Source organism: Asanoa siamensis, from assembly GCF_016862555.1.
In the GTDB taxonomy this organism is placed as follows: domain Bacteria; phylum Actinomycetota; class Actinomycetes; order Mycobacteriales; family Micromonosporaceae; genus Asanoa; species Asanoa siamensis.
The window spans coordinates 14,975-35,349 of record NZ_BONE01000038.1 but is presented as its reverse complement, the minus strand read 5'-3'; the positions used below and the strand labels follow the sequence as shown (position 1 = coordinate 35,349).

General features: G+C 73.0%; 17 protein-coding genes. 14 read left to right on the top strand and 3 right to left on the bottom strand.

The window, feature by feature from the left end:
- Positions 1 to 162 precede the first annotated feature (162 nt).
- Genes Asi02nite_RS22845 through Asi02nite_RS22835 form a run of 3 tightly spaced genes read left to right on the top strand, consistent with a single transcriptional unit; the run spans position 163 to position 2,506 of the window.
- A complete protein-coding gene (locus tag Asi02nite_RS22845; RefSeq protein ID WP_203715933.1) occupies positions 163 to 1,350 on the top strand; it encodes a sensor histidine kinase in 1,188 nt (395 codons plus the stop codon).
- Positions 1,338 to 1,985, top strand: coding sequence for a LuxR C-terminal-related transcriptional regulator (locus Asi02nite_RS22840; RefSeq protein WP_203715932.1), 648 nt, complete (start codon positions 1,338 to 1,340; stop codon positions 1,983 to 1,985). Before Asi02nite_RS22845 ends, Asi02nite_RS22840 begins: the two co-directional genes overlap by 13 nt.
- A gap of 56 nt (positions 1,986 to 2,041) precedes the next feature.
- Positions 2,042 to 2,506 carry an SRPBCC family protein gene (locus tag Asi02nite_RS22835; RefSeq protein WP_203715931.1) on the top strand — a complete coding sequence of 155 codons (465 nt, stop codon included), beginning with the start codon at positions 2,042 to 2,044 and terminating at the stop codon, positions 2,504 to 2,506.
- Positions 2,507 to 2,517: 11 nt separating this feature from the next.
- Here the strand turns inward: Asi02nite_RS22835 and Asi02nite_RS22830 are convergent, their stop codons facing one another.
- The gene (locus tag Asi02nite_RS22830; protein ID WP_203715930.1) at positions 2,518 to 4,101 is read right to left on the bottom strand and encodes a phytoene desaturase family protein; all 1,584 of its coding nucleotides are present in this window, start codon (positions 4,099 to 4,101) and stop codon (positions 2,518 to 2,520) included.
- Between the two features lie 113 nt (positions 4,102 to 4,214).
- Here Asi02nite_RS22830 and Asi02nite_RS22825 point away from each other — a divergent pair, with 113 nt between their 5' ends.
- From Asi02nite_RS22825 to Asi02nite_RS22800, 6 genes are all read left to right on the top strand, one after another.
- On the top strand, positions 4,215 to 4,655 hold the full coding sequence (locus Asi02nite_RS22825) for an SRPBCC family protein (protein ID WP_203715929.1): 441 nt from the start codon (positions 4,215 to 4,217) through the stop codon (positions 4,653 to 4,655).
- Between the two features lie 10 nt (positions 4,656 to 4,665).
- Complete coding sequence (locus Asi02nite_RS22820) at positions 4,666 to 5,301, top strand: class I SAM-dependent methyltransferase (protein WP_203715928.1); 636 nt, start codon at positions 4,666 to 4,668, stop codon at positions 5,299 to 5,301.
- An 85-nt stretch (positions 5,302 to 5,386) separates the two neighbouring features.
- Positions 5,387 to 8,188 carry a family 78 glycoside hydrolase catalytic domain gene (locus Asi02nite_RS22815; protein ID WP_203715927.1) on the top strand — a complete coding sequence of 934 codons (2,802 nt, stop codon included), beginning with the start codon at positions 5,387 to 5,389 and terminating at the stop codon, positions 8,186 to 8,188.
- 89 nt (positions 8,189 to 8,277) lie between these two features.
- Positions 8,278 to 9,606 carry an ABC transporter substrate-binding protein gene (locus Asi02nite_RS22810; protein WP_203715926.1) on the top strand — a complete coding sequence of 443 codons (1,329 nt, stop codon included), beginning with the start codon at positions 8,278 to 8,280 and terminating at the stop codon, positions 9,604 to 9,606.
- A gap of 57 nt (positions 9,607 to 9,663) precedes the next feature.
- Complete coding sequence (locus Asi02nite_RS22805) at positions 9,664 to 10,539, top strand: carbohydrate ABC transporter permease (RefSeq protein WP_203715925.1); 876 nt, start codon at positions 9,664 to 9,666, stop codon at positions 10,537 to 10,539.
- Positions 10,536 to 11,363: a carbohydrate ABC transporter permease gene (locus Asi02nite_RS22800; protein ID WP_203715924.1), complete on the top strand. Its 828-nt coding sequence runs from the start codon at positions 10,536 to 10,538 to the stop codon at positions 11,361 to 11,363. The genes Asi02nite_RS22805 and Asi02nite_RS22800 overlap by 4 nt, the downstream gene beginning before the upstream one ends.
- 337 nt (positions 11,364 to 11,700) lie before the next feature.
- Here the strand turns inward: Asi02nite_RS22800 and Asi02nite_RS22795 are convergent, their stop codons facing one another.
- Complete coding sequence (locus tag Asi02nite_RS22795) at positions 11,701 to 12,453, bottom strand: phosphotransferase (protein ID WP_203715923.1); 753 nt, start codon at positions 12,451 to 12,453, stop codon at positions 11,701 to 11,703.
- Positions 12,454 to 12,499: 46 nt separating this feature from the next.
- Positions 12,500 to 13,525: a LacI family DNA-binding transcriptional regulator gene (locus Asi02nite_RS22790; protein ID WP_203715922.1), complete on the bottom strand. Its 1,026-nt coding sequence runs from the start codon at positions 13,523 to 13,525 to the stop codon at positions 12,500 to 12,502.
- A gap of 123 nt (positions 13,526 to 13,648) precedes the next feature.
- On the opposite strand from Asi02nite_RS22790, the gene rhaI reads away from it, so the two are divergent.
- Genes rhaI through Asi02nite_RS22765 form a run of 5 tightly spaced genes read left to right on the top strand, consistent with a single transcriptional unit; the run spans position 13,649 to position 20,168 of the window.
- On the top strand, positions 13,649 to 14,830 hold the full coding sequence (rhaI, locus tag Asi02nite_RS22785; protein WP_203715921.1) for an L-rhamnose isomerase: 1,182 nt from the start codon (positions 13,649 to 13,651) through the stop codon (positions 14,828 to 14,830).
- Positions 14,831 to 14,836: 6 nt separating this feature from the next.
- The gene (locus tag Asi02nite_RS22780) at positions 14,837 to 16,861 is read left to right on the top strand and encodes a bifunctional aldolase/short-chain dehydrogenase (protein WP_203715920.1); all 2,025 of its coding nucleotides are present in this window, start codon (positions 14,837 to 14,839) and stop codon (positions 16,859 to 16,861) included.
- Positions 16,858 to 18,273 carry a rhamnulokinase gene (locus Asi02nite_RS22775; RefSeq protein WP_203715919.1) on the top strand — a complete coding sequence of 472 codons (1,416 nt, stop codon included), beginning with the start codon at positions 16,858 to 16,860 and terminating at the stop codon, positions 18,271 to 18,273. Before Asi02nite_RS22780 ends, Asi02nite_RS22775 begins: the two co-directional genes overlap by 4 nt.
- Positions 18,270 to 19,430, top strand: a complete 1,161-nt coding sequence (locus Asi02nite_RS22770; protein ID WP_203715918.1) for an MFS transporter — start codon at positions 18,270 to 18,272, stop codon at positions 19,428 to 19,430. Before Asi02nite_RS22775 ends, Asi02nite_RS22770 begins: the two co-directional genes overlap by 4 nt.
- Before the next feature lie 45 nt (positions 19,431 to 19,475).
- Positions 19,476 to 20,168 (top strand): 4a-hydroxytetrahydrobiopterin dehydratase family protein, encoded by a 693-nt coding sequence (locus tag Asi02nite_RS22765; protein WP_203715917.1) that lies wholly within the window; start codon positions 19,476 to 19,478, stop codon positions 20,166 to 20,168.
- The last annotated feature ends 207 nt before the right edge of the window (positions 20,169 to 20,375 follow it).

The window sequence follows — 20,375 nt, the reverse complement described above, 5'->3', positions numbered from 1 at the left end:
TGTGTCCCGCGCCACACCCGTTCGACGCATTCCGGAAACCTACGAGCCCATGGGCGCGGGTCGATATGTCGATCGGCCACATAAACCGATCAGGATCGATGTGTGCTGGTGGTGGGGTTAGCCCTACCGACAACGGCACCCCGGGCGGGGAGAATGGCGGCGATGGACTGGGAGGAACGGATCCGCACGGCGCGGGCCGCCGGCCTGCGCGGCCTGGGGCTCGCGCTGCGCGCGCTCGTCGTCGGCCTGCCCCTGTTCGTGGCCACGGTCGTCTCGATCGCACTCGTGCCGGCGGGCATCGGCGTGCTGCTCGCGCCGCGCGCGCTGGCGGCCCTGCGGCGGTTCGCCGACGAGCAGCGCGAGCGCGGCCAGGCGTGGTCCGGGGTGCGGGTCGACCGCCCGTACCGTGGCCCGGCCCGCGGCCTGCGTCCCCTGCTCGACCCGGCGACCTGGCGCGACCTGCTCTGGCTCGTGGTCAACCTGCCGGTCGCGGTCGCCACCGGGCTTGTGCCGGTCGCCCTCACCGCCTGGACCGTCTTCGGGGTCGTGATCGTCCCGATCGTCATCACCAGCGGCGCCGAGGGCGAGTTCTGGCCGGTCGCGGTCGGCATCGGCGTCCTCGCGGCCGCCCTGCTGGTGATCGTCCCGCCGCTGGTCCTGGAGCTGCACGCCCGGTTCAGCGCCGCGCTGCTCAGCCCGCCGCGGCGGGCCCTGGAGGCGCGGGTCGACCGGCTCGAGGAGACCCGGGCCGACGCGGTCGACGCCGGCGCCGCCGAGCTGCGCCGGATCGAGAAGGACCTGCACGACGGCGCCCAGGCCCGGATCGCCGCCCTCGGCATGACCATCGGCCTCGCGGAGCAGCTCGTCCGCACCGACCCCGCGAGGGCCGAGGCGCTGCTCGCCGAGGCCCGCGACACCAGCGGCCAGGCCCTGGCCGACCTGCGCCGGCTGGTCCGCGGCATCCACCCGCCGGTACTGGCCGAGCGCGGGCTGGTCGAGGCGGTCCGGGCGCTCGCGGTCGTGCTGCCGGTGCCGACCACCGTCTTCGCCGACGACGACGTGCGCGGCGCCCCGCCGATCGAGGCGGCGCTCTACTTCGCGGTCGCCGAGGCGCTGGCCAACGTGGCCAAGCACAGCCGGGCGGCGCGGGCCTGGGTGACGCTGCGCGCCCCGTCGGGCCTGCTGGTGGTCGAGGTCGGCGACGACGGTACGGGCGGTGCGCAGGTCCCACCGGCCGGCGGCCTGGCCGGGGTGCGCCGGCGGCTGGGCGCGTTCGACGGCCGGCTCGCGGTGACCAGCCCGCCCGGCGGCCCGACGGTGCTGAGCATGGAGGTGCCGTGCGGGTCGTGATCGGCGAGGACCAGGCACTGCTGCGCGACGGCCTGGAACGGATCCTGACCGCGTACGGCGAGACCGTGGTGGCGGCGGTGGCCACGGCGCCGGAGCTGGCGGCGGCGATCGACGACCTCGCGCCCGACGTGGCGATCGTCGACGTCCGCCTGCCGCCGTCGTTCACCGACGAGGGGTTGCGGGTGGCGACCCGGGCCCGCGCGCGTACCCCTGGCTTCCCGATCCTGGTCCTGTCCCAGCACGTCGAGGTCCTCTACGCGCGGGAGCTGCTCTCCGCCGGGCAGGGCGGGCTCGGTTACCTGCTCAAGGACCGGGTCGCCGACGTGGCGCGGTTCGTCGAGGCGGTCCGGATCGTCGCCGCCGGCGGCACGGTCCTCGACCCCGACGTGGTGGCCGACCTGCTGACCCGGCGCGGCCAGGAGGACGGCATCGGGCGCCTGACGCCGCGCGAGCGCGAGGTGTTGCGGCTGATGGCCGAGGGCCGGGCCAACGCGGGCATCGCGCACCGGCTCGGCGTCACGGAGAAGGCGGTCAACAAGCACATCAACAACATCTTCGGGAAGCTCGGCCTGCTGCCCGACCAGGACGACAACCGCCGCGTGCTGGCCGTGCTCAACTTCCTGGAGACGCCGTGACGTCCCTCCGGCGAGTGACCACCATGGACGGTCCGACCGGCGTACGCTGACTGGCCGTGGCTGATACCTACACCGTTACCCGGTCGATCGAGATCGCGGCGCCACCGGCCCGGATCTACGAGCAGATCGCGGATTTCCACCACTGGACGCGCTGGTCGCCGTGGGAGGACGTCGACCCCGCGATGGAGCGTTCCTACTCGGGCGCGGCGTCCGGCCCGGGCGCGGCGTACGCGTGGTCGGGCAACAGCAAGGCCGGCAAGGGCCGAATGGAGATCGTCTCCGCCCAGGAGCCGTCCGACGTGACGATCGACCTGGCCTTCGAGAAGCCGTTCAAGTCCCGCAACGAGATCCGCTTCGCGGTCCGACCGACCGACGCCGGTGCGACGGTCACCTGGACGATGGTCGGTCCGAACACCGTCGCCATCCGGCTGATGTCGCTGGTCAGGCCGATGGACAAGATGATCGGTCCCGACTTCGAGAAGGGCCTCGACCGCCTGCGGACGGTCAGCGAAGCCGGCTGACTCCCGCCGGCTCAGCCGTAGAGGCGGCGGTGCAGGGCGCCGATGACGCTCGCGTACGCCGAGCCGCCCAGGCCGTTGCGGGCCAGGGCCGCCTGGGCCGCGTTGGAGCCGGGGCCGCCGTGCACCCCGCCGCCCGGGTGGGCCGACGAGCTGGCCAGGTAGAGGCGGTCGATCGGCGTGTCCGCCCGGCCCAGCCCCGGCACCGGCCGGAAGAAGAGCTGCTGGTGCAGGGCCGCGGTGCCGCCGTTGAGGGCGCCGCCGAACAGGCTGGGGTCACCGCGTTCCAGGTCGCCGGGGAGCTGCACGTGGCGGGCCAGGATCGAGGCGCGGAAGCCCGGCGCGTGCCGCTCGAGCGTCTCCTCCAGCCGTTCCGCCTGCTCCCGCATCCGGTCGGCGTCACCGATGGTGCGCTGCGGCACGTGGGTGTAGGCCCAGAGCGACTCCGTGCCCGCCGGCGACCGGCTCGGATCGCTGGTGGTCATCTGTCCGACCAGGACGAACGGGTCCGTCGGGACCTCGCCCCGGCCCAGCGCCGCGCTGTAGGCGCTCAGGGTCCCCAGGTCGCCGAGGTGGACGGTGCCCGCCTCGCGGGCCTCCCGGGCCGTCCACTGGAGCGGCTTCGACAGCGCCCAGTCGACCTTTATGGTGCTGTTGTCCCACTGGAACCGCCGCAGGTGGCGGGCGAACGCGGGCGGCAGCGCGTCGAGGCCGACCAGGTTCTCGTAGAGCGCCGGCGCGGGCACGTCGGCCAGCACCGCCCGGCGGGCCCGGATCCGCTCGCCATGGGTGTCCTCGACGCCGACCGCGGTCCCGCGGGCGTGCAGCACCCGGGTCACGGGACGGCGGAACTCCACCGCCCCGCCGCGCTCGGCCAGCCGCCGCGACAACGCCTCGACCAGCCGGGCGGAGCCGCCGACCGGCACCGGGAAGCCCACGTCCTGGCCCAGCATCGCCAGGAGCCAGCCGTAGAGGGCACTGCCCGCCTGCTCCGGCCCGAGGTCGGTGTGCAGCGCGTTGCCGGCCAGCAGCAGTTGACCGCCGGCGCCCTGGAAGGTCTCCCGGCCGAACTCGTGCACCGGCAGCACCGACAGCCGGGCGAAGTCCAGCGCACCGGGGACGCCGAGCCGGGCCGCCAGCCGGGCACCCGCGCGCACCGGCGGGAACGGGCGCAGGATCGCGTCGAGGAACGGCGCGCCGATCCGCTTCCACCGGCGCACCTCGTGCAGCCAGGCCGTGCCGTCGCGCGGGTCGAAGGTGGCCAGCGAGGCCGCGGTCCGCTCGGGGTCGCGGGAGAGCACCGCGCAGCGGTCGTCGGGCAGCACGTGCGCGAGCACGGCCGGCGCGTGGTGCCACTTCAGCCCGTACGCCTCGAGGTCGAGCCCGCGCAGCACCGGCGAGGCGTAGCCCAGAGGATAGAAGGCGCTGTAGACGTCGTGGTGGAAACCGGGCGCGGTGATCTCCGCCGTCCGTACCGCTCCCCCGGCGGTGTCGGTCGCCTCCAGGACCAGCACCTCCCAGCCGGCGTCGGCGAGCAGGTTCGCCGCCACCAACCCGTTGTGCCCGGCCCCGATGACCACCGCGTCGACTGTCCGCACCGCTTGCCGCCTTCCGCCCGACCCGCCGCTTCCCCGAACCTACCCATATCCGGGCGTCCGATACGTAATCTGGTGGCGGGTTCACGACGCGATGCCCGGGTAAGGAGAACCCCGTGAGCGAAACGCGCCGGATCATCCACACCACCCCTGACCGGATCTTCGCCGTCCTCGCCGACGGCTGGAGCTACGCGAGCTGGGTGGTGGGTGCCGCGCACATCCGCGACGTCGACGCCGGCTGGCCGGCGGTCGGCACCCGGATCCACCACCGGGTCGGCCCGTGGCCGATCCAGATCGACGACGAGACGTCGGTACGCGCGATGGAGCCCGACCGGTTCCTCGAGCTCGACGCGCGCATGTGGCCGGTCGGCCGCGCGATCATCCGGCTGACCCTGGAACCCGTCTCGGCCGAGGCGACCCAGGTGTCGATCGTCGAGTCGGTCGTCTCCGGCGCGGGCCGCGTGCTCCCCGAGCCGGTCCAGGCGATGGTGCTCAAGCCCCGCAACGCCGAGGCCCTCGCCCGCCTGGACGACATCGCGGTGCACCGCGGCCACTAGGGTGTCCGGCATGACGCTGGACGGTTGGGTCGCGGACACCCGGATCTCCTACGACACGGTCGCCGAGAGCTACGCCGACCAGGTCAGGCACACGCTGGACGACCAGCCCTACCTCGCCGCGACGTTCGCGCTCTTCGCCGACCTCGTGCGCCGGGCGGGCGGCGGGCCGGTCGCCGACGTGGGCTGCGGACCCGGGCACGTCACCGCGCTGCTGGCCGGCCTGGGCCTCGACGCGTTCGGCGTCGACCTCTCCCCCGGCATGGTCGAGGTCGCCCGGCGCGACCATCCCGGCCTGCGGTTCGAGGTCGGCTCGATGACCCGCCTCGACCTCGCCGACGGTGCCGTCGCCGGGCTGCTGGCCTTCTGGTCGCTGGTGCACGTGCCGGACGCCGACGTGCCCGGCATCCTCGCGGAGTTCCGGCGGGTGGTGCGGCCCGGCGGCCCGCTGCTGGTCGGCTTCCACGTCGGCGACCGGTCGACGCACAAGACGGAGGGATACGGCGGTCACCCGATGAACGTCTGGGTCCACCGCCGGCCGCTCGCCCGGGTCGGCGGCTGGGTGCGCGACGCGGGATTCACGGTCGGGGCGGAGCTGCTGCTCGATCCGTACGACCCGCTCCCGGGCGGCGTGGTCATCGCGCGCTGAGCGCGGGACGCCCTTGACGGTTCGGCCCGAGGGATTGAAGGATGGGGCCTTGAATCGATTCACGGACCTTCCAGGGAGCGCATCGATGACCCGTCCGTACGCCCCGACACCCGTCCGCTTCGCGCACCGCACCGACGACGGCACCGTCCTCGCCGTGCCGAGCCGCACCCCCCGGCTGTCCTGGCACATCCCCACCGCGCCCGCGACGTTCGCGGCGGCCGCCTACGAGCTGGAGGTCACCGTCGACGGTGGACGGCCGGCGACCTTCACGGTCGAGTCGGCCGACCAGGTCCTGGTCCCCTGGCCCGCGGCCCCGATCGCCTCGCGGCAGGAGGTCGCGGTCCGCGTCCGGGTCCGCGACACGGCCGGCGAGTGGACCGACTGGAGCCCGCCGGCCCACGCCGAGGGCGGCCTCTTCGACCCGGACGACTGGACCGCCCGCTTCGTCAGCCCCCGCACCCTGGGTGGGGCCGGCGCGCCCGCGCCACTGCTGCGCGGCCGGCTCGACGTGCCCGGTGAGGTGACCCGCGCCCGGCTCTACGTCACCAGCCACGGCCTGCACCGCGCGGCGCTCAACGGGCGGCGGGTCGGCGACGACGAGCTCGCGCCCGGCTGGACGAGTTACCCCAACCGGCTGCGCTACCGCGCGTACGACGTCACCGATCTGGTCCGTGCCGGCGCCAACGAGCTCGACGTCGTGCTCGGCAACGGCTGGTTCCGCGGCCGGCTCGGCTTCCGCGGCGGTCGCGCGCTTTACGGCGACCGGCTGGCGCTGCTCGCCCAGCTCGAGGTAACCACGGCGGACGGCCGCGTCCACCTGCTGGCCACCGACGAGAGCTGGACGGCCGGCGAGACCGGGATCCTGGCCGACGACAACTACGACGGGCAGCGCACCGACCTGCGCCGGCCGGCCCGCCCGGCCGAGACCACCGATCCGGTCGACGTGGTCGACGCCGACCTCGGCCGGCTGGTCGCCCCCGAGGGGCCGCCGGTTCGGGTGACCGAGGTGCTGCCGGCGGTCGCGGTCTCGAAGTCCCCGGCCGGTCGCACGCTCGTCGACTTCGGACAGAACCTCGTCGGGTGGGTCCGCCTGCGGGTGCGCGGCCTGGCCGCCGGCACCGAGGTCAGCGTCCGGCACGCCGAGGTGCTGGAGGACGGCGAGCTGGGCGTACGCCCGCTCAAGACCGCGCAGGCCACCGACGCGTACGTGCTCGCCGGGCCGGACGAGGTCGTACTGGAGCCCATGTTCACCTTCCACGGTTTCCGCTACGCCGAGGTCTCGGGCGTGGACGACCTGGCCGCCGCCGACGTCGAGGCGGTCGTCGTCGGCACCGACCTGCGCCGCACCGGCTGGTTCGAGTCGTCGCACGCGCTGCTCGACCGGTTCCACGACAACGTGGTCTGGAGCGCGCGGGGCAACTTCCTCGACGTGCCGACCGACTGCCCGCAGCGCGACGAGCGGCTCGGCTGGACCGGCGACATCCAGGTCTTCGCGCCGACCGCGACGTTCCTCTTCGACGCGGCCGGCTTCCTGACGAACTGGCTCGCCGACCTGGCCGCCGAGCAGCACGCCGACGGCTCCGTGCCGTTCGTCGTCCCGGACGTGCTGCACACCGCGCGCCCGGCCGCGGCCGCCTGGGGCGACGCCGCGACCATCGTGCCGTGGGTGCTGTACCAGCGCACCGGCGACGCCGGCATCCTCGAGCGGCAGCTGCCCAGCATGCGCGCATGGGTCGACGGGCTCGCCGATCTGGCCGGCAAGGACTGCCTGTGGACCGGCGGCTTCCAGTTCGGCGACTGGCTCGACCCGACCGCGCCGCCCGAGGCGCCCGCCGCCGCGAAGGCCGACCCGGACGTCATCGCGACGGCGCACCTGGCCCGCTCGGCCTCGCTCGTGGCGGCGGCCGCCGGGGTGCTGGGCGACCACGACGTGGAACGGCACTACGCCGACCTGGCCGCGCGGACCCGGGAGGCGTTCGCCCGGGAGTACGTCACCGCCGGCGGCCGCGTGATCAGCGACGCGCAGACGGTCTACGCGCTGGCGCTGGAGTGGGCGCTGCTGCCCGGCGAGCGCGAGCGGCTGGGCGCGGCCCGGCGGCTGGCCGACCTCGTGCGCACCTCCGGCTTCCGGATCAGCACCGGCTTCGTCGGGACGCCGCTGATCGCGGACGCGCTGACCTCGGCCGGCGCCGTCGACGTGGCGCACCGGCTGCTGCTGCAGACCGGCGTGCCGTCCTGGCTCTACGCGGTCACCATGGGCGCGACCACGGTCTGGGAGCGCTGGGACAGCATGCTGCCGGACGGGCGGATCAACCCGGGCGAGATGACGTCCTTCAACCACTACGCGCTGGGCGCGGTGGCCGACTGGCTGCACCGGACGGTCGCCGGGCTCGCGCCGGCCGAGCCGGGCTACCGGCGGATCACCGTGCGGCCGCGGCCCGGACCGGTGCTCACCTCCGCGGCCGCGCGGCATCTCACGCCGTACGGCGAGGCCGTCGTGTCCTGGCGGCGGGCGGACGGCCGGTTCACGCTGTCGGTCCAGGTGCCGGTGGGCAGCGCGGCGACCGTGCACCTGCCGGACGGCAGCGCGCCCGTCGAGGTCTCCCACGGCAGCCACGAGTTCGCCTGCGCCGACCCGTACCCCCGCGTGCCGGAACTGCCCGCGGACCCGACCGTGCGCGACATCCTCGACCACGAGCCCACCTGGGCCGCGATCGTGGCGGCGGCGGTCGAGGTCGGTGCCGTGGCCAACGACCGGGAGGCGGCCGCGCGGGCGGTGCCCTATCTGGACGCGCCGGCGCACGAGCTGGCGGCGGCGATCGCGCCGCCGGTCATCGCGCCGGAGGCCGAGGCCTTCCGCACGCGGCTGGCGGCGCTGCTCGGCTGAGGGGTTGACCCTGATGGATGCTCCCGTTAAGGTCTGGTAACCAAATCTGAAACGATTCACAGAATTCGCCAAAATAGGGAGGTACGGCCATGTTCGACGTCCCGCCGCGGCGCCTGGGTGCGTTCGCGGCCGCCGCCGTCGCGAGCGCGCTGGCGCTCACGGCGTGCAGTGCCGGGAGCCTCGGCTCCAGCGATGAGGGCGGCAAGACCGCCATCTCGCTCCTGGTCGACAACGCGGAAGCCACCGTCAAGACGGCCGAGCAGGTCGTCGGCGACTTCACCGCGAAGAACCCCGACATCACCGTCAAGGTCGAGACCCGGCCGCAGGGCACCGAGGGCGACAACATCGTCAAGACCCGGCTGTCCACAGGCGACATGAGCGACGTCTTCATCTACAACTCCGGTTCGCTGTTCCAGGCCCTCAAGCCCGAGCAGAACCTGGTCGCGCTCGACGACCAGTCCTACGTCGGCCAGCTCGACGCCAACTTCAAGACGACCGTCACCGCGGGCGGCAAGGTCTACGGCGCGCCGTTCGGCACGTTCATGGGCGGCGCGGTCCTCTACAACCGCAAGGTCTACGAGCGGCTGGGCCTGCAGGTGCCGAAGACCTGGTCCGAGTTCATGGCCAACAACGCGAAGATCAAGGCGGACGGCAAGGCCGCGCCGGTCATCCAGACCTACCAGGAGACCTGGACCTCGCAGCTGTTCATCCTGGGCGACTTCCACAACGTCTCGGCCGCCGACTCCGCCTTCGCCGAGAAGTACACCAAGAACCAGGCCAAGTACGCGACCACCCCGGCGGCGCTGGAGGGCTTCGCGCACCTGCAGGAGGTCTTCGACGCCGGCTACCTCAACAAGGACTTCGCGTCGGCGAAGTACGAGGACGGCCAGCGGATGATCGCGCTCGGTGAGGGCGCGCACTACCCGATGCTGACGGCCGCGGTCGCCAACATCGCCATCAACAACCCCGACAAGGTCAACGACGTCGGCCTGTTCGCCCTGCCGGGCACGGACGCCGCCACCAACGGCCTGACCGTCTGGGCACCCGGCGGCGCCTACATCCCGGCCTCCACGAGCGGCGCCAAGCTCGAGGCGGCCAGGAAGCTGCTCGCCTTCATCGCGAGCCCGGACGGCTGCACCTCGCAGGCCAAGGCCTCACCGCCGACCGGCCCGTTCGCGGTCAAGGGTTGTGAGCTGCCGGCCGACGTGCCACAGTCGATCAAGGACATGCAGCCCTACATCGACCGGGAGGGCGGGTCCAGCCTGGCGCTGGAGTTCCTCTCCCCGGTGAAGGGTCCGTCGCTCGAGCAGATCTGCGTCGAGGTGGGTTCCGGCATCCGCAAGGCGCCGGACGGTGCCGCGCTGTACGACCGTGACGTCGAGAAGCAGGCCCAACAGCTCGGCCTGCCGGGCTGGTAGCCAGTCGGTGCCGCGCGGCCCCGGTGTCGCGCGGCACCCGCCACGAGAGGCCGTGCGATGACGACGATCCGGGCCCGCAGGCGCAGCCCGTACCCCTCCTGGTTCTATCTGCCGGCAGCCCTCGTCTACGGGGTGCTGTTCCTCGTGCCGACGTTCGCGTCGTTCTACTTCAGCCTGACCCGCTGGACCATCTTCGACTCGCACTTCATCGGCTTCGAGAACTTCGTCAACTTCTTCCGTGAGCCCGCGCTCGTCTCCGGCCTGACCAACACCCTGATCTACGCGGTGGTCACGTCGGGGCTCAAGGTGGTGCTCGGGCTGCTGCTCGCGGTGCTGCTCACCTCGCAGATCATCGGCCGCGGCTACCTGCGGTCGGTCGTCTTCTTCCCGGTGCTCGTCAGCACGATCGGCGTCGGGCTGACGTTCACCGTCCTGATGAACCCGGAACGCGGGCTCATCAACGAGTCCCTCGCGGCCATCGGCGTCCAGGGCCCGGGCTGGCTGACCGACCCGGACCTCGCGCTGCTGTCGGTCGCGCTCGTCGACGTGTGGAAGGGCGTCGGCCTGGCCACGCTCATCTACATCGCGGGCATCGTGTCGATCCCGCAGGAATATTTCGAGGCGGCGCGGGTCGACGGCGCCGGCGCCACGGCCAGCTTCTTCCGCATCGTGCTGCCGCTGGCCCGCCCCGCGACGGTCACGGTCGTGATCCTGTCGCTGATCGGCGGGCTGCGGTCGTTCGACCTGATCTGGGCGATGACCCGCGGTGGTCCCGGTTTCACGTCGGACGTCATCGCGTCGGTCATCTACAAGCAGTACCAGGCGGGCTTCTACGGCCTGTCCACGGCCGGCAACGTGATCCTGTTCCTGGTCGTGACGGCCGTCATCCTGCCGCTGTACTGGTTCCTGACCCGCAAGGAGGTCGAGCTGTGACCGGCCGGCGCAACTACTGGCTCAGCGGCGTCGCGATCCTGCTGTCCATCGTGGTCTTCCTGGTGCCGTTCGCCTTCATCGTGCTGACGGCGGTGAAATCGCGGCAGCAGGCGGCACTGCTGGACTTCTCCTGGCCCGAGAACTTCCAGATCGTGCGGAACTTCGTCGACGTGGTCGAGGCGCGCGACTACATGCTCATCATCGCGTTCATCAACAGCACCATCCTGACGGTCAGCAGCGTGGCCATCATGGTCGTCCTCGCGGCGATGGTGGCCTACGTGCTGCAACGCCGCAAGAGCCGCTGGAACGTGCTGATCAACTTCCTGGTGCTCTCCGGCCTCATCATCCCGCCGGCGGTCGTACCCACGATCTGGGTGCTGCAGAAGCTCGGCCTCTTCCGGACGATGCCGGGCCTGATCCTGGTCGAGGTGGCGTTCGGCATCTCGTTCGCGATCCTGCTCTTCCGCGCGTTCATCGCGACGATCCCCCGCGAGCTCGACGAGGCGGCCATCATCGACGGCGCGTCCCCGTTCCGCCTGTTCTTCAGGGTCATCTTCCCGCTGCTGCGCTCGGTCGCGATCACGGTCATCGTCGTGCAGTCGGTCACGGTCTTCAACGACTTCGTGAACCCGTTGTATTTCCTGCCCGGCGACCAGAACGCGACGGTGCAGCTGACGCTCTACAACTTCTCGAGCCAGTTCACGTCGCAGTACAACCTGCTCTTCATGAACATCCTGCTCATCACGATTCCGCCGCTGATCATGTTCCTGTTCTTCAACCGCCGCATCGTCTCCGGCATGACTTCCGGAGCGATCAAAGGCTAGATTCGGGATTCGTGCTCGGGTCCGTTGTGGTCCGGACCGTTCCTCCCGCGAGACACCGCTCCGCTTCGCTGCGCTGCCACGTCCGCGGTGGGAGGAAGGACAATGACGGGATGCCCGTGCCCTTGTGGAACGCGCTGAGTGCTGAGGCGCGGTGGCGGATCGACGATCTGAGACGGCGGCGAGGGCGCCCGGTTCGGGGGTCCGGCGCCGGGCTGGGCGGAGGCCCGCGACGCGGGCGAGGCGGGCGCCGGCGTCGCGCGGCTGCTCGGGGTTCCGTTCTTCTTCGCGAGTCCTGACACCGCGGACCTCGACCTTCCGCGCTGGTGGGACCGCCAACCTACGGCTTGAGTGCCCGTTCGAGCTCGGGCATCGCGGCGTGGAGCCAGCGGAGCTCGCCGGCGACGAACTCCAGGGCGCCGGCGGCGCCGGCCGCGTCCAGGGGCCAGTGGCGCAGGCTCTCGACCGGCGTCAGGGTCGCGTCGCGCAGGGCGGGCAGGATCGCGCGGCGGTCCGTGAGGCCGTAGGCGTCGACGAACAGGCGCAGCCGCGCGCCGCGGTCCGGGACCGGGTCGACCTCGCGCAACCGGTGGTCGGGTTCCAGGGGCACGAAAGCCTTGGCGGCGGCCGCGAGGTCGACCAGCGGTTCGCGGGGGCCGGCCGCGTCCCAGTCGATGAAGGCCACCGGGAGGCCGGCCCGGTACACGGTGTTCCACGGACCCAGGTCGCCGTGGCACACCAGCTCGCCGTCGCGCGGTGGGTGCGGGTGGAAGCGGTAGTCGACCCGCCGCGGTGTGAACCCGCGGGAGGCCCCGTGCAGCCGGCGGACCAGTCGCGCGGCGGCGACCAGCGCCTCCTCGCCGCGCGCGTGGTCCGGCAGCCGCGCGCCCCGGCCCGGCTCCCAGGCGGGATCGGCCGGGACCTCGCCCGCGAGGAACGTCAGCTCCTCGCGGCCGTCCCGCACGCCCAGCACGCGGGGTGCGCCGTCGAAGCCCGCCGCGGCCAGGTGCCGCAGGTACTCGTGCACCGCCGCGCTCCACGGCCCGACCGGTCGCAGCACGCTGCTGCCGCGCCGGGTGATGCCCGACGTCATCCGGCCCGACGGAAGAGGTGACTCGCGATCGGGCACGGCAGCCCGCTCAGCGGGTGCGGCGGCGTTTGTGTTCGCTGGACTGGCGTACCGCCAGCTCCGGCTGGAAGACCACGTGGCGGTGCTCGTGGTGCTCCGGGTCCGTGGACTCCTCCAGGAGGAGCTGCGCCGCCGTGCGGCCCAGCTGCTCGCGGGGCTGGCGGATCGACGAGAGGGGCACGGCCGCGCCCGCCGCGAACTCGATGTCGTCGTAGCCGACCAGGGCGATGTCGTCCGGGACCTTCAGGCCGTGGGCCGTCAGGGCCTGCAGGGCGCCGAGGGCGACCAGGTCGTTGGCGCAGAAGATGGCCGTCGGGCGGCGGGACGCCGGCAGGGTGACGATCTCGTCGGCGGCCGTGCGGCCCGTCGAGACCGACAGGACCGGGGTCTCGACCACGTGCGGCGCGGGCAGGTCGCGCTCCGCCAGGGCCGCCTCGGCGCCCGCCAGGCGGTCGGCCACCTGGCGCAGGCCGGCCGGGCCGCCGACGAAGGCGATCCGGCGGTGGCCGCGCTCCGCGAGGTGCTCCGCCGCCAGGCGGCCGCCGAGGACGTCGTCGACCGCGACCGAGCACTGGTTGGCGAGGCCGGCGCCGCGGTCGACCAGGACCACCGGGATGCCGCGCTTGACCATCCGGTCCAGGCGGGGCTGCCGGCCGTCGCTGACCGGGGTCACCAGCAGGCCCTGGACCCGTTGCTCCTCGAGCACGTCCAGGTGCCGGTGCTCCCGCGAGGCGCCGCCGCCGCTGTTGCAGACGACCACCATGCCGCCGGCGCCTTCGACGACCGCCTCCGCGCCGCGTACGACGTCGGTGAAGAAGGGGTTCGACACGTCGAGCACCACGATGGCGACCGTGCGGCTGCGGCCCGCGCGGAGCTGCCGGGCCGAGTCGTTGCGGACGAAGCCCAGCTCCTCGATGGCCTCCAGGACGCGCTTGCGCGTCTGCGGCGAGACGATGTCGGGGCGGTTGAGCACGTTGCTCACCGTGCCCAGCGACACGCCGGCACGCTGCGCGACCTCCTTGATGCTCGCCGCCATGGTCGATCAGCGTACGCGATCCGCTGAAACGTCTCATACCTTGACTCCCCCGGACAGGGGCCGATATCGTCCATCCATCGCATGAAACGTTTCATGTACGAGGCCCCGCGCGGAGGACGAAACATGACCGAGCTTGCCCCGCCAACCCGGAGCCGCGTCCTGGCGGCCCTGCGTGCGCAACGGATCGAGACGGCGTCGTGGGCGTTCGGGAACTCCGGCACCCGGTTCAAGGTGTTCGCGCAGGAGGGCGTGCCGCGCGACCCGTACGAGAAGATCGCCGACGCCGCCACCGTGCACCGCTTCACCGGTGTCGCCCCGACCGTCGCGCTGCACATCCCGTGGGACAAGCTCGACGACTACGCCGCCCTCGCCGCCTATGCCAAGGAGCGCGGCATCGGCCTCGGGGCGATCAACACGAACGTGTTCCAGGACGACGACTACCGGCTCGGCTCGGTCACCAACCCCGACCCGCGGATCCGGGCGAAGGCGCTGGCCCACATGTTCGAGTGTGTGGACATCATGGACGCCACGGGTTCGCGCGACCTCAAACTCTGGTTCGCCGACGGGACCAACTACCCCGGCCAGGACAGCATCCGGGCCCGGCAGGACCGGCTCGCCGACGCGCTCGCGGCCACCTACGAGCGGCTCGGTCCCGCGCAACGGATGCTGCTGGAATACAAGCTGTTCGAGCCGGCCTTCTACACGACCGACGTCCCGGACTGGGGCACCGCGTACGCCCACTGTCTCGCCCTGGGCGACCGGGCGCAGGTCGTGATCGACACCGGGCACCACGCACCGGGCACGAACATCGAGTTCATCGTCGCGGTCCTGATCCGGGCCGGGAAGCTCGGCGCGTTCGACTTCAACTCGCGTTTCTACGCCGACGACGACCTGATGGTCGGTGCCGCGGATCCCTTCCAGCTCTTCCGCATCATGTGCGAGATCGTCTCGGCCGACGTCCTCAAGCCCGAGGCGGGCATCGCGTTCATGCTCGACCAGTGCCACAACATCGAGCCGAAGATCCAGGCGGTGATCCGGTCGGTCATGAACGTCCAGGAGGCCACCGCCAAGGCGTTGCTGGTCGACACCGCCGCGCTGGCCGCGGCGCAGCGCGACGGCGACGTGCTGGAGGCCAACGAGGTGCTGATGGACGCCTACCACACCGACGTCCGTCCGCTCCTGCGCGACCTGCGCGGCGAGATGGGCCTCGACCCGGACCCGATCGCGGCCTACAAGCGGTCGGGCTACTACGAGACCGTCAAAGCCGAGCGTGTCGGTGGCGAAGCCGCCGGCTGGGGAGCGTAACGACCGATGTCCACGGTGGAAGAGCTGATCGAACGGTCCAACCGCCTCGGCGCCGACCCGCGGAACACCAACTACGCGGGCGGCAACACCTCGGCGAAGGGCACCGGCACCGACCCGGTGACCGGCGGCGACGTGGAGCTGTTGTGGGTCAAGGGCTCCGGCGGCGACCTCGGCACGCTGACGCCGGCCGGGCTCGCGGTGCTGCGGCTCGACCGGCTGCGTGCGCTGGTCGACGTCTACCCGGGCGTCGAGCGCGAGGACGAGATGGTCGCGGCGTTCGACTACTGCCTGCACGGGCGCGGCGGGGCGGCGCCGTCGATCGACACGGCGATGCACGGGCTCGTCGACGCCGCGCACGTCGACCACCTGCACCCCGACTCGGGCATCGCGCTCGCGACCGCGGCGGACGGGCCGGCGCTGACCAAGGAGATCTTCGGGGACCGGGTGGTCTGGGTGCCCTGGCGCCGTCCCGGTTTCCAGCTCGGCCTGGACATCGCGGCGGTCAAGCGGGCCAACCCGGCCGCGATCGGCGTGATCCTCGGCGGGCACGGCATCACGGCCTGGGGCGCCACCAGCGCCGAGTGCGAGGCCAACTCGCTGGAGATCATCCGCACCGCGGCGGACTACATCGCGTCGCACGGCCGGCCTGAACCGTTCGGCCCGGTCGTGCACGAACCGCTGCCCGACGCCGAACGGCGGGCGCGGGCCGCGGCCCTGGCTCCGGTGATCCGCGGGCTGGCGTCGACCGACCGCCGCGTGGTCGGCCACTTCACCGACAGCCCGGAGGTGCTCGACTTCCTCTCCCGGGCCGAGCACTCGCGCCTGGCCGCGCTCGGCACCTCCTGTCCGGACCACTTCCTGCGTACGAAGGTCCGCCCGCTCGTTCTCGACCTCCCGCCCACGGCCGAGCTGTCCGATGTGGTCGCACGATTGACGGAGCTGCACGCGGCCTACCGCGACGACTACGCGGCCTACTACCAGCGGCACGCCACCCCGTCCTCGCCGGCGATGCGGGGAGCCGATCCGGCCATCGTGCTCGTACCCGGTGTCGGGATGTTCTCGTTCGGCGCCGACAAGCAGACCGCGCGGGTCGCCGGGGAGTTCTACGTCAACGCCGTCAACGTGATGCGCGGCGCCGAAGCCGTCTCCCGGTACGCCCCGATCGACGAGGCCGAGAAGTTCCGCATCGAGTACTGGGCCCTCGAGGAGGCCAAGCTCGCCCGGCGGCCCAAGCCGAAGGCCCTCGCGACGCGGGTCGCGTTCGTCACCGGCGGCGGCTCCGGCATCGGCCGGGCGATCGCCCACCGGCTGGCTGTCGAGGGCGCCTGCGTGGTCGTCGCCGACCGCGACGGCGAGGCCGCCGCCCGGGTGGCCGCGGAGATCGGCGGCACCGACGTCGCGATCCCGGTCACCGCCGACGTCACCGACACGGCCGCCATCGTCCTCGCCCTCCGGACGGCGTCCCTCGCGTTCGGGGGTGTCGACCTGGTCGTCAACAACGCCGGCCTGTCGATCTCCAAGCCGCTGCTGGAGACCACCGAGGCCGACTGGGACCTGCAGCACGGCGTGATGGCCCGCGGCTCGTTCCTGGTCTCCCGCGAGGCCGCCCGGATCCTCGTCGACCAGGGCCTCGGCGGCGACATCATCTACATCTCCTCCAAGAACGCGGTGTTCGCCGGCCCCAACAACGTCGCGTACGGTGCCGCCAAGGCCGACCAGGCGCACCAGGTCCGCCTGCTGGCCGCGGAGCTCGGCGCGCACGGCATCCGGGTCAACGGCGTCAACCCCGACGGTGTCGTCCGCGGCTCCGGCATCTTCGCCGGCGGCTGGGGCGCCCAGCGGGCCGCCGTCTACGGGGTGCCCGAAGAGGAGCTCGGCGCGTACTACGCCCAGCGGACCCTGCTCAAGCGGGAGGTGCTGCCCGAGCACGTGGCCAACGCGGTCTTCGCGCTCACCGCCGGCGACCTCACGCACACCACCGGGCTGCACGTTCCCGTCGACGCCGGTGTCGCCGCGGCGTTCCTGCGGTGAACGCGTACGCCGCGGTCGACCTCGGCGCGTCCAGCGGGCGCGTCGTGGTCGGCCGGCTCGGCGGCGGCCGGCTGGACCTCACGACCGCGCACCGGTTCGCCAACGAGCCGGTGCGCGCCGGTGGGACGCTGCACTGGGACGTGCTGGCGCTCTACGCGGGTGTCCTCGAAGGACTCCGCGTCGCCGGACCCGTCGACAGCATCGGCATCGACGCGTGGGCCGTCGACTATGGACTCATCGACGCTCGTGGTGCGCTGCTGGGCAATCCGGTGCACTACCGCGACGGGCGTACGGACGGGATCTGGCGCGCGACCGCACAGCGGCTCGGGGAACGGCGGCTCTACGCGACGACGGGGCTGCAGCAGCTGCCGTTCAACACGCTCTACCAACTCGCGGCCGCGGCCGGCAGCCCGCAGCTCGCCGCCGCCCAGCACCTGTTGCTGATCCCGGACCTGATCGCGTACTGGCTGACCGGCGCCGTCGGGGCCGAAGCCACCAATGCCTCCACCACGCAGCTCTACGACGTGCGGGCCCGCGACTGGGCGGCGTCGCTGATCGCGGACGTGGGCCTACCCGGATCGCTCTTCCCGCCGTTGCGCCGGCCCGGCGACCGGATCGGGGCGGTCCGCGCCGACCTGCCGTTCACCACCGAGGTGGTCGCGGTCGGCTCGCACGACACCGCCTCCGCCGTCGTGGGTGTGCCGGCCGACGGGGCCGACTTCGCGTACATCTCCTGCGGCACCTGGTCTCTCGTCGGTGTGGAGCTGGACGCGCCGGTGCTGTCCGAGGAGAGCCGGCTGGCGAACTTCACCAACGAGGGCGGTGTCGACGGGACGATCCGCTACCTGCGCAACGTGATGGGGCTCTGGCTGCTGCAGGAGTGCCTGCGGTCGTGGGGCGAGGACGACCTGCCCGGGCTGCTGCGGGCCGCGGCGGCGGCGCCGGGGTTCCTCGCCGTGGTCGACGCCGACGACCCGGAGTTCCTGCCGCCGGGCGACATGCCGGCGCGTCTCGCCGCCGCGTGTGCGCGCACGGGTCAGCCGGCGCCGTCGTCGCGGCCGACGCTCGTACGGTCCATCATGGACAGCCTGGCGTTGGCGCACCGTCGGGCGGTCCGCGCGGCCGCTTCGCTGTCGGGCCGGGACGTGCGGGTGGTGCACCTCGTCGGTGGCGGGGCGCGCAACGAGCTGCTCTGCCAGCTCACGGCCGACGCCTGCGGGCTGCCGGTGCTGGCAGGCCCGGTGGAGGCGACCGCGGTCGGCAACGTGCTCGTCCAGGCGCGGGCGGGCGGCGCGGTCCGCGGTGACCTGGCCGCGCTGCGCAAGCTGGTGCGGGACTCGCACGAGCTGCGGCGGTACGAGCCGCGGGAGTCGGCGGCGGCCTGGGACGAGGCGGAGGGCCGCCTCGGGTGACCGCGGCGCCGGTCCACCGCGCGACTGTCGCGACGTTCGCGGCCTTCGGCGCCTCGGGCCTCGCGTTCGCCAGCCTGTTCGCCCGCGTACCGCAGATCCGCGACCAGCTCCACCTCTCCCCCGGCGCGCTCGGGCTGACGCTGCTGGCCGCGTCGGGCGGGGCCGTGCTCGCGCTCGTTCTGTCGGGTCCGGTCGTCGCCCGGCACGGCTCGCGGCGGGTGGTCGCGGTCAGCGCGGTGCTGTTCGCGGTCGGCCTGGCGACGGCCGCCGTCGGCGCGACCGGTGACGTCGCGCTGACGGTGGTGGGGCTGGTCGCGCTCGGTCTGGGCACGGGTGCCTGGGACGTCGCGATGAACCTGCAGGGCACGGTGCTGGAGCGGCACCTGCGGCGCTCGATCATGTCCCGCCTGCACGCGGGCTTCTCGGTCGGCAGCGTGGCCGGCGCGCTGCTGGGCACGGCGATGGTCGCCCTGCGGGTGCCGGTGCGCGTGCACCTGGTCGGGATCGCTCTGGTCGTGGCGGTGTTCGTGCCGATCTTCGGGCGGGCCTTCCTGCCCGACGGCGCGGCGTCGTCGGTCGCGGCCCCCCGCACGGGTTTCGCCGCGTGGCGCGAGCCGCGGACGATCCTGATCGGCCTGTTCGTGCTGGCGTTCACGATGGCGGAGGGCGCGGGCCACGACTGGATCGTCATCGCCGCGGTCGACGACCACGAGGCACCGGCGGCCCTGGGCACACTGGCCTTCGCGACGTTCGTGGCGGCGATGACGGCGGGCCGCTGGTGCGGCCCGTGGCTGCTGGACCGCTGGGGCCGGGTGGCGGTGCTGCGGCTGCTCGCGTTGACCGGCCTGGCGGGGACCGCGCTGTTCGTGTTCGCGCCGGGGCTGCCGCTGGCGCTCGTGGGGGCGTTGCTCTGGGGGGTCGGCACGGCGTTGGGCTTCCCGGTGGGCATGAGCGCAGCCGCCGAGGACCCTTCGGCGGCCGCGGGCCGGGTCAGCGTGGTCGCGACGATCGGCTACTGCGCGTTCCTTGCTGGGCCGCCGCTGCTCGGCCTGCTCGGGGACCGCCTGACGGTGTTGCGGGCCCTGCTGGTGATCGCGGCGCTGTTCGGTCTGGGCGCGCTCCTCAGCGGCGCGCTCCGCCCGGTCGGTGCCCGCTGACGGCGCCGTGTGAAAAGTGTCGGTGGTGGCTGCGAGGATGCCGTCATGGACCGGAAGCTCACCCGCCAGCAGGCCTCGGACGCGGTCAACGACCTCGGCTGGCGCTTCGTGCTGGGCACGCTGTGCACATCCGTACGGGTCGGGTCGCTGTCCCGGGCGGCGGCGCTCGCCGGGCAGGTCGTCGCGGCCTGCGGCGACGACGCCGACGGTCACCTGGGCCTTGACCTACGCGCGGGGCGACTATCCCTGAGCCTGCAAACGCTCGACCGCGCCGCGGTGACGGCCCGGGACGCCGATCTGGCGGCCCGGATCAGCATCGCCGTCGAGGCGGCGGGCTTCCGGACCGACCCCGAGGTCGGCGCCGCGGGCGCCCGATCGGTGCAGCTGCTGGAGATCGCGATCGACGCGCTCGACATTCCGGCGGTCCGGCCGTTCTGGAAGACGGTGCTCGGCTACACCGACGAGCCGGGCGCCGGCCCGACGGACGCGGTCGTCGACCCGGCCGGGCAGGGCCCGGCGATCTGGTTCCAACAGATGGACGCGCCACGCCCACAACGCAACCGCATCCACCTGGACATCTCGGTCCCCCACGACGAAGCTCCAACCCGCATCGCCGCAACCCTGGCCGCGGGCGGGCGCCTCGTCTCCGCGGACAGCGCGCCCGCCTTCTGGGTTCTGGCGGACCCGGAAGACAACGAAGCCTGCATCACGACCTGGCAGGGCCGAGACGCCCCCTAGACCGCGCCTCGACCGAAGCAGCGGCTCGCCCTTGCGTGGGGAGGTGTGCAGGTAACTCACATTGCCTCAGCATCGCGGCCGGGGCGGAAGGAGGCATTGCATCGCCGTCGCCGCATGGCGAGCTGGCAGGGCCGCCCCTTGGGCCGCGGCTCGACCGAAGCGGCTGCTCGGCTCGCATCGCTTTCGGCTGACGGTTCGAGCCGCGGA

Bases quoted from the DNA above. Each gene is read 5' to 3' on its own strand.
- rhaI (WP_203715921.1), top strand. From the start codon at position 13,649: ATGACCGAGCTTGCCCCGCCAACCCGGAGCCGCGTCCTGGCGGCCCTG.
- Asi02nite_RS22805 (WP_203715925.1), top strand. From the start codon at position 9,664: ATGACGACGATCCGGGCCCGCAGGCGCAGCCCGTACCCCTCCTGGTTC.
- Asi02nite_RS22780 (WP_203715920.1), top strand. From the start codon at position 14,837: ATGTCCACGGTGGAAGAGCTGATCGAACGGTCCAACCGCCTCGGCGCC.
- Asi02nite_RS22790 (WP_203715922.1), bottom strand. From the start codon at position 13,525: ATGGCGGCGAGCATCAAGGAGGTCGCGCAGCGTGCCGGCGTGTCGCTG.
- Asi02nite_RS22815 (WP_203715927.1), top strand. From the start codon at position 5,387: ATGACCCGTCCGTACGCCCCGACACCCGTCCGCTTCGCGCACCGCACC.
- Asi02nite_RS22795 (WP_203715923.1), bottom strand. From the start codon at position 12,453: ATGACGTCGGGCATCACCCGGCGCGGCAGCAGCGTGCTGCGACCGGTC.
- Asi02nite_RS22820 (WP_203715928.1), top strand. From the start codon at position 4,666: ATGACGCTGGACGGTTGGGTCGCGGACACCCGGATCTCCTACGACACG.
- Asi02nite_RS22765 (WP_203715917.1), top strand. From the start codon at position 19,476: ATGGACCGGAAGCTCACCCGCCAGCAGGCCTCGGACGCGGTCAACGAC.
- Asi02nite_RS22810 (WP_203715926.1), top strand. From the start codon at position 8,278: ATGTTCGACGTCCCGCCGCGGCGCCTGGGTGCGTTCGCGGCCGCCGCC.
- Asi02nite_RS22845 (WP_203715933.1), top strand. From the start codon at position 163: ATGGACTGGGAGGAACGGATCCGCACGGCGCGGGCCGCCGGCCTGCGC.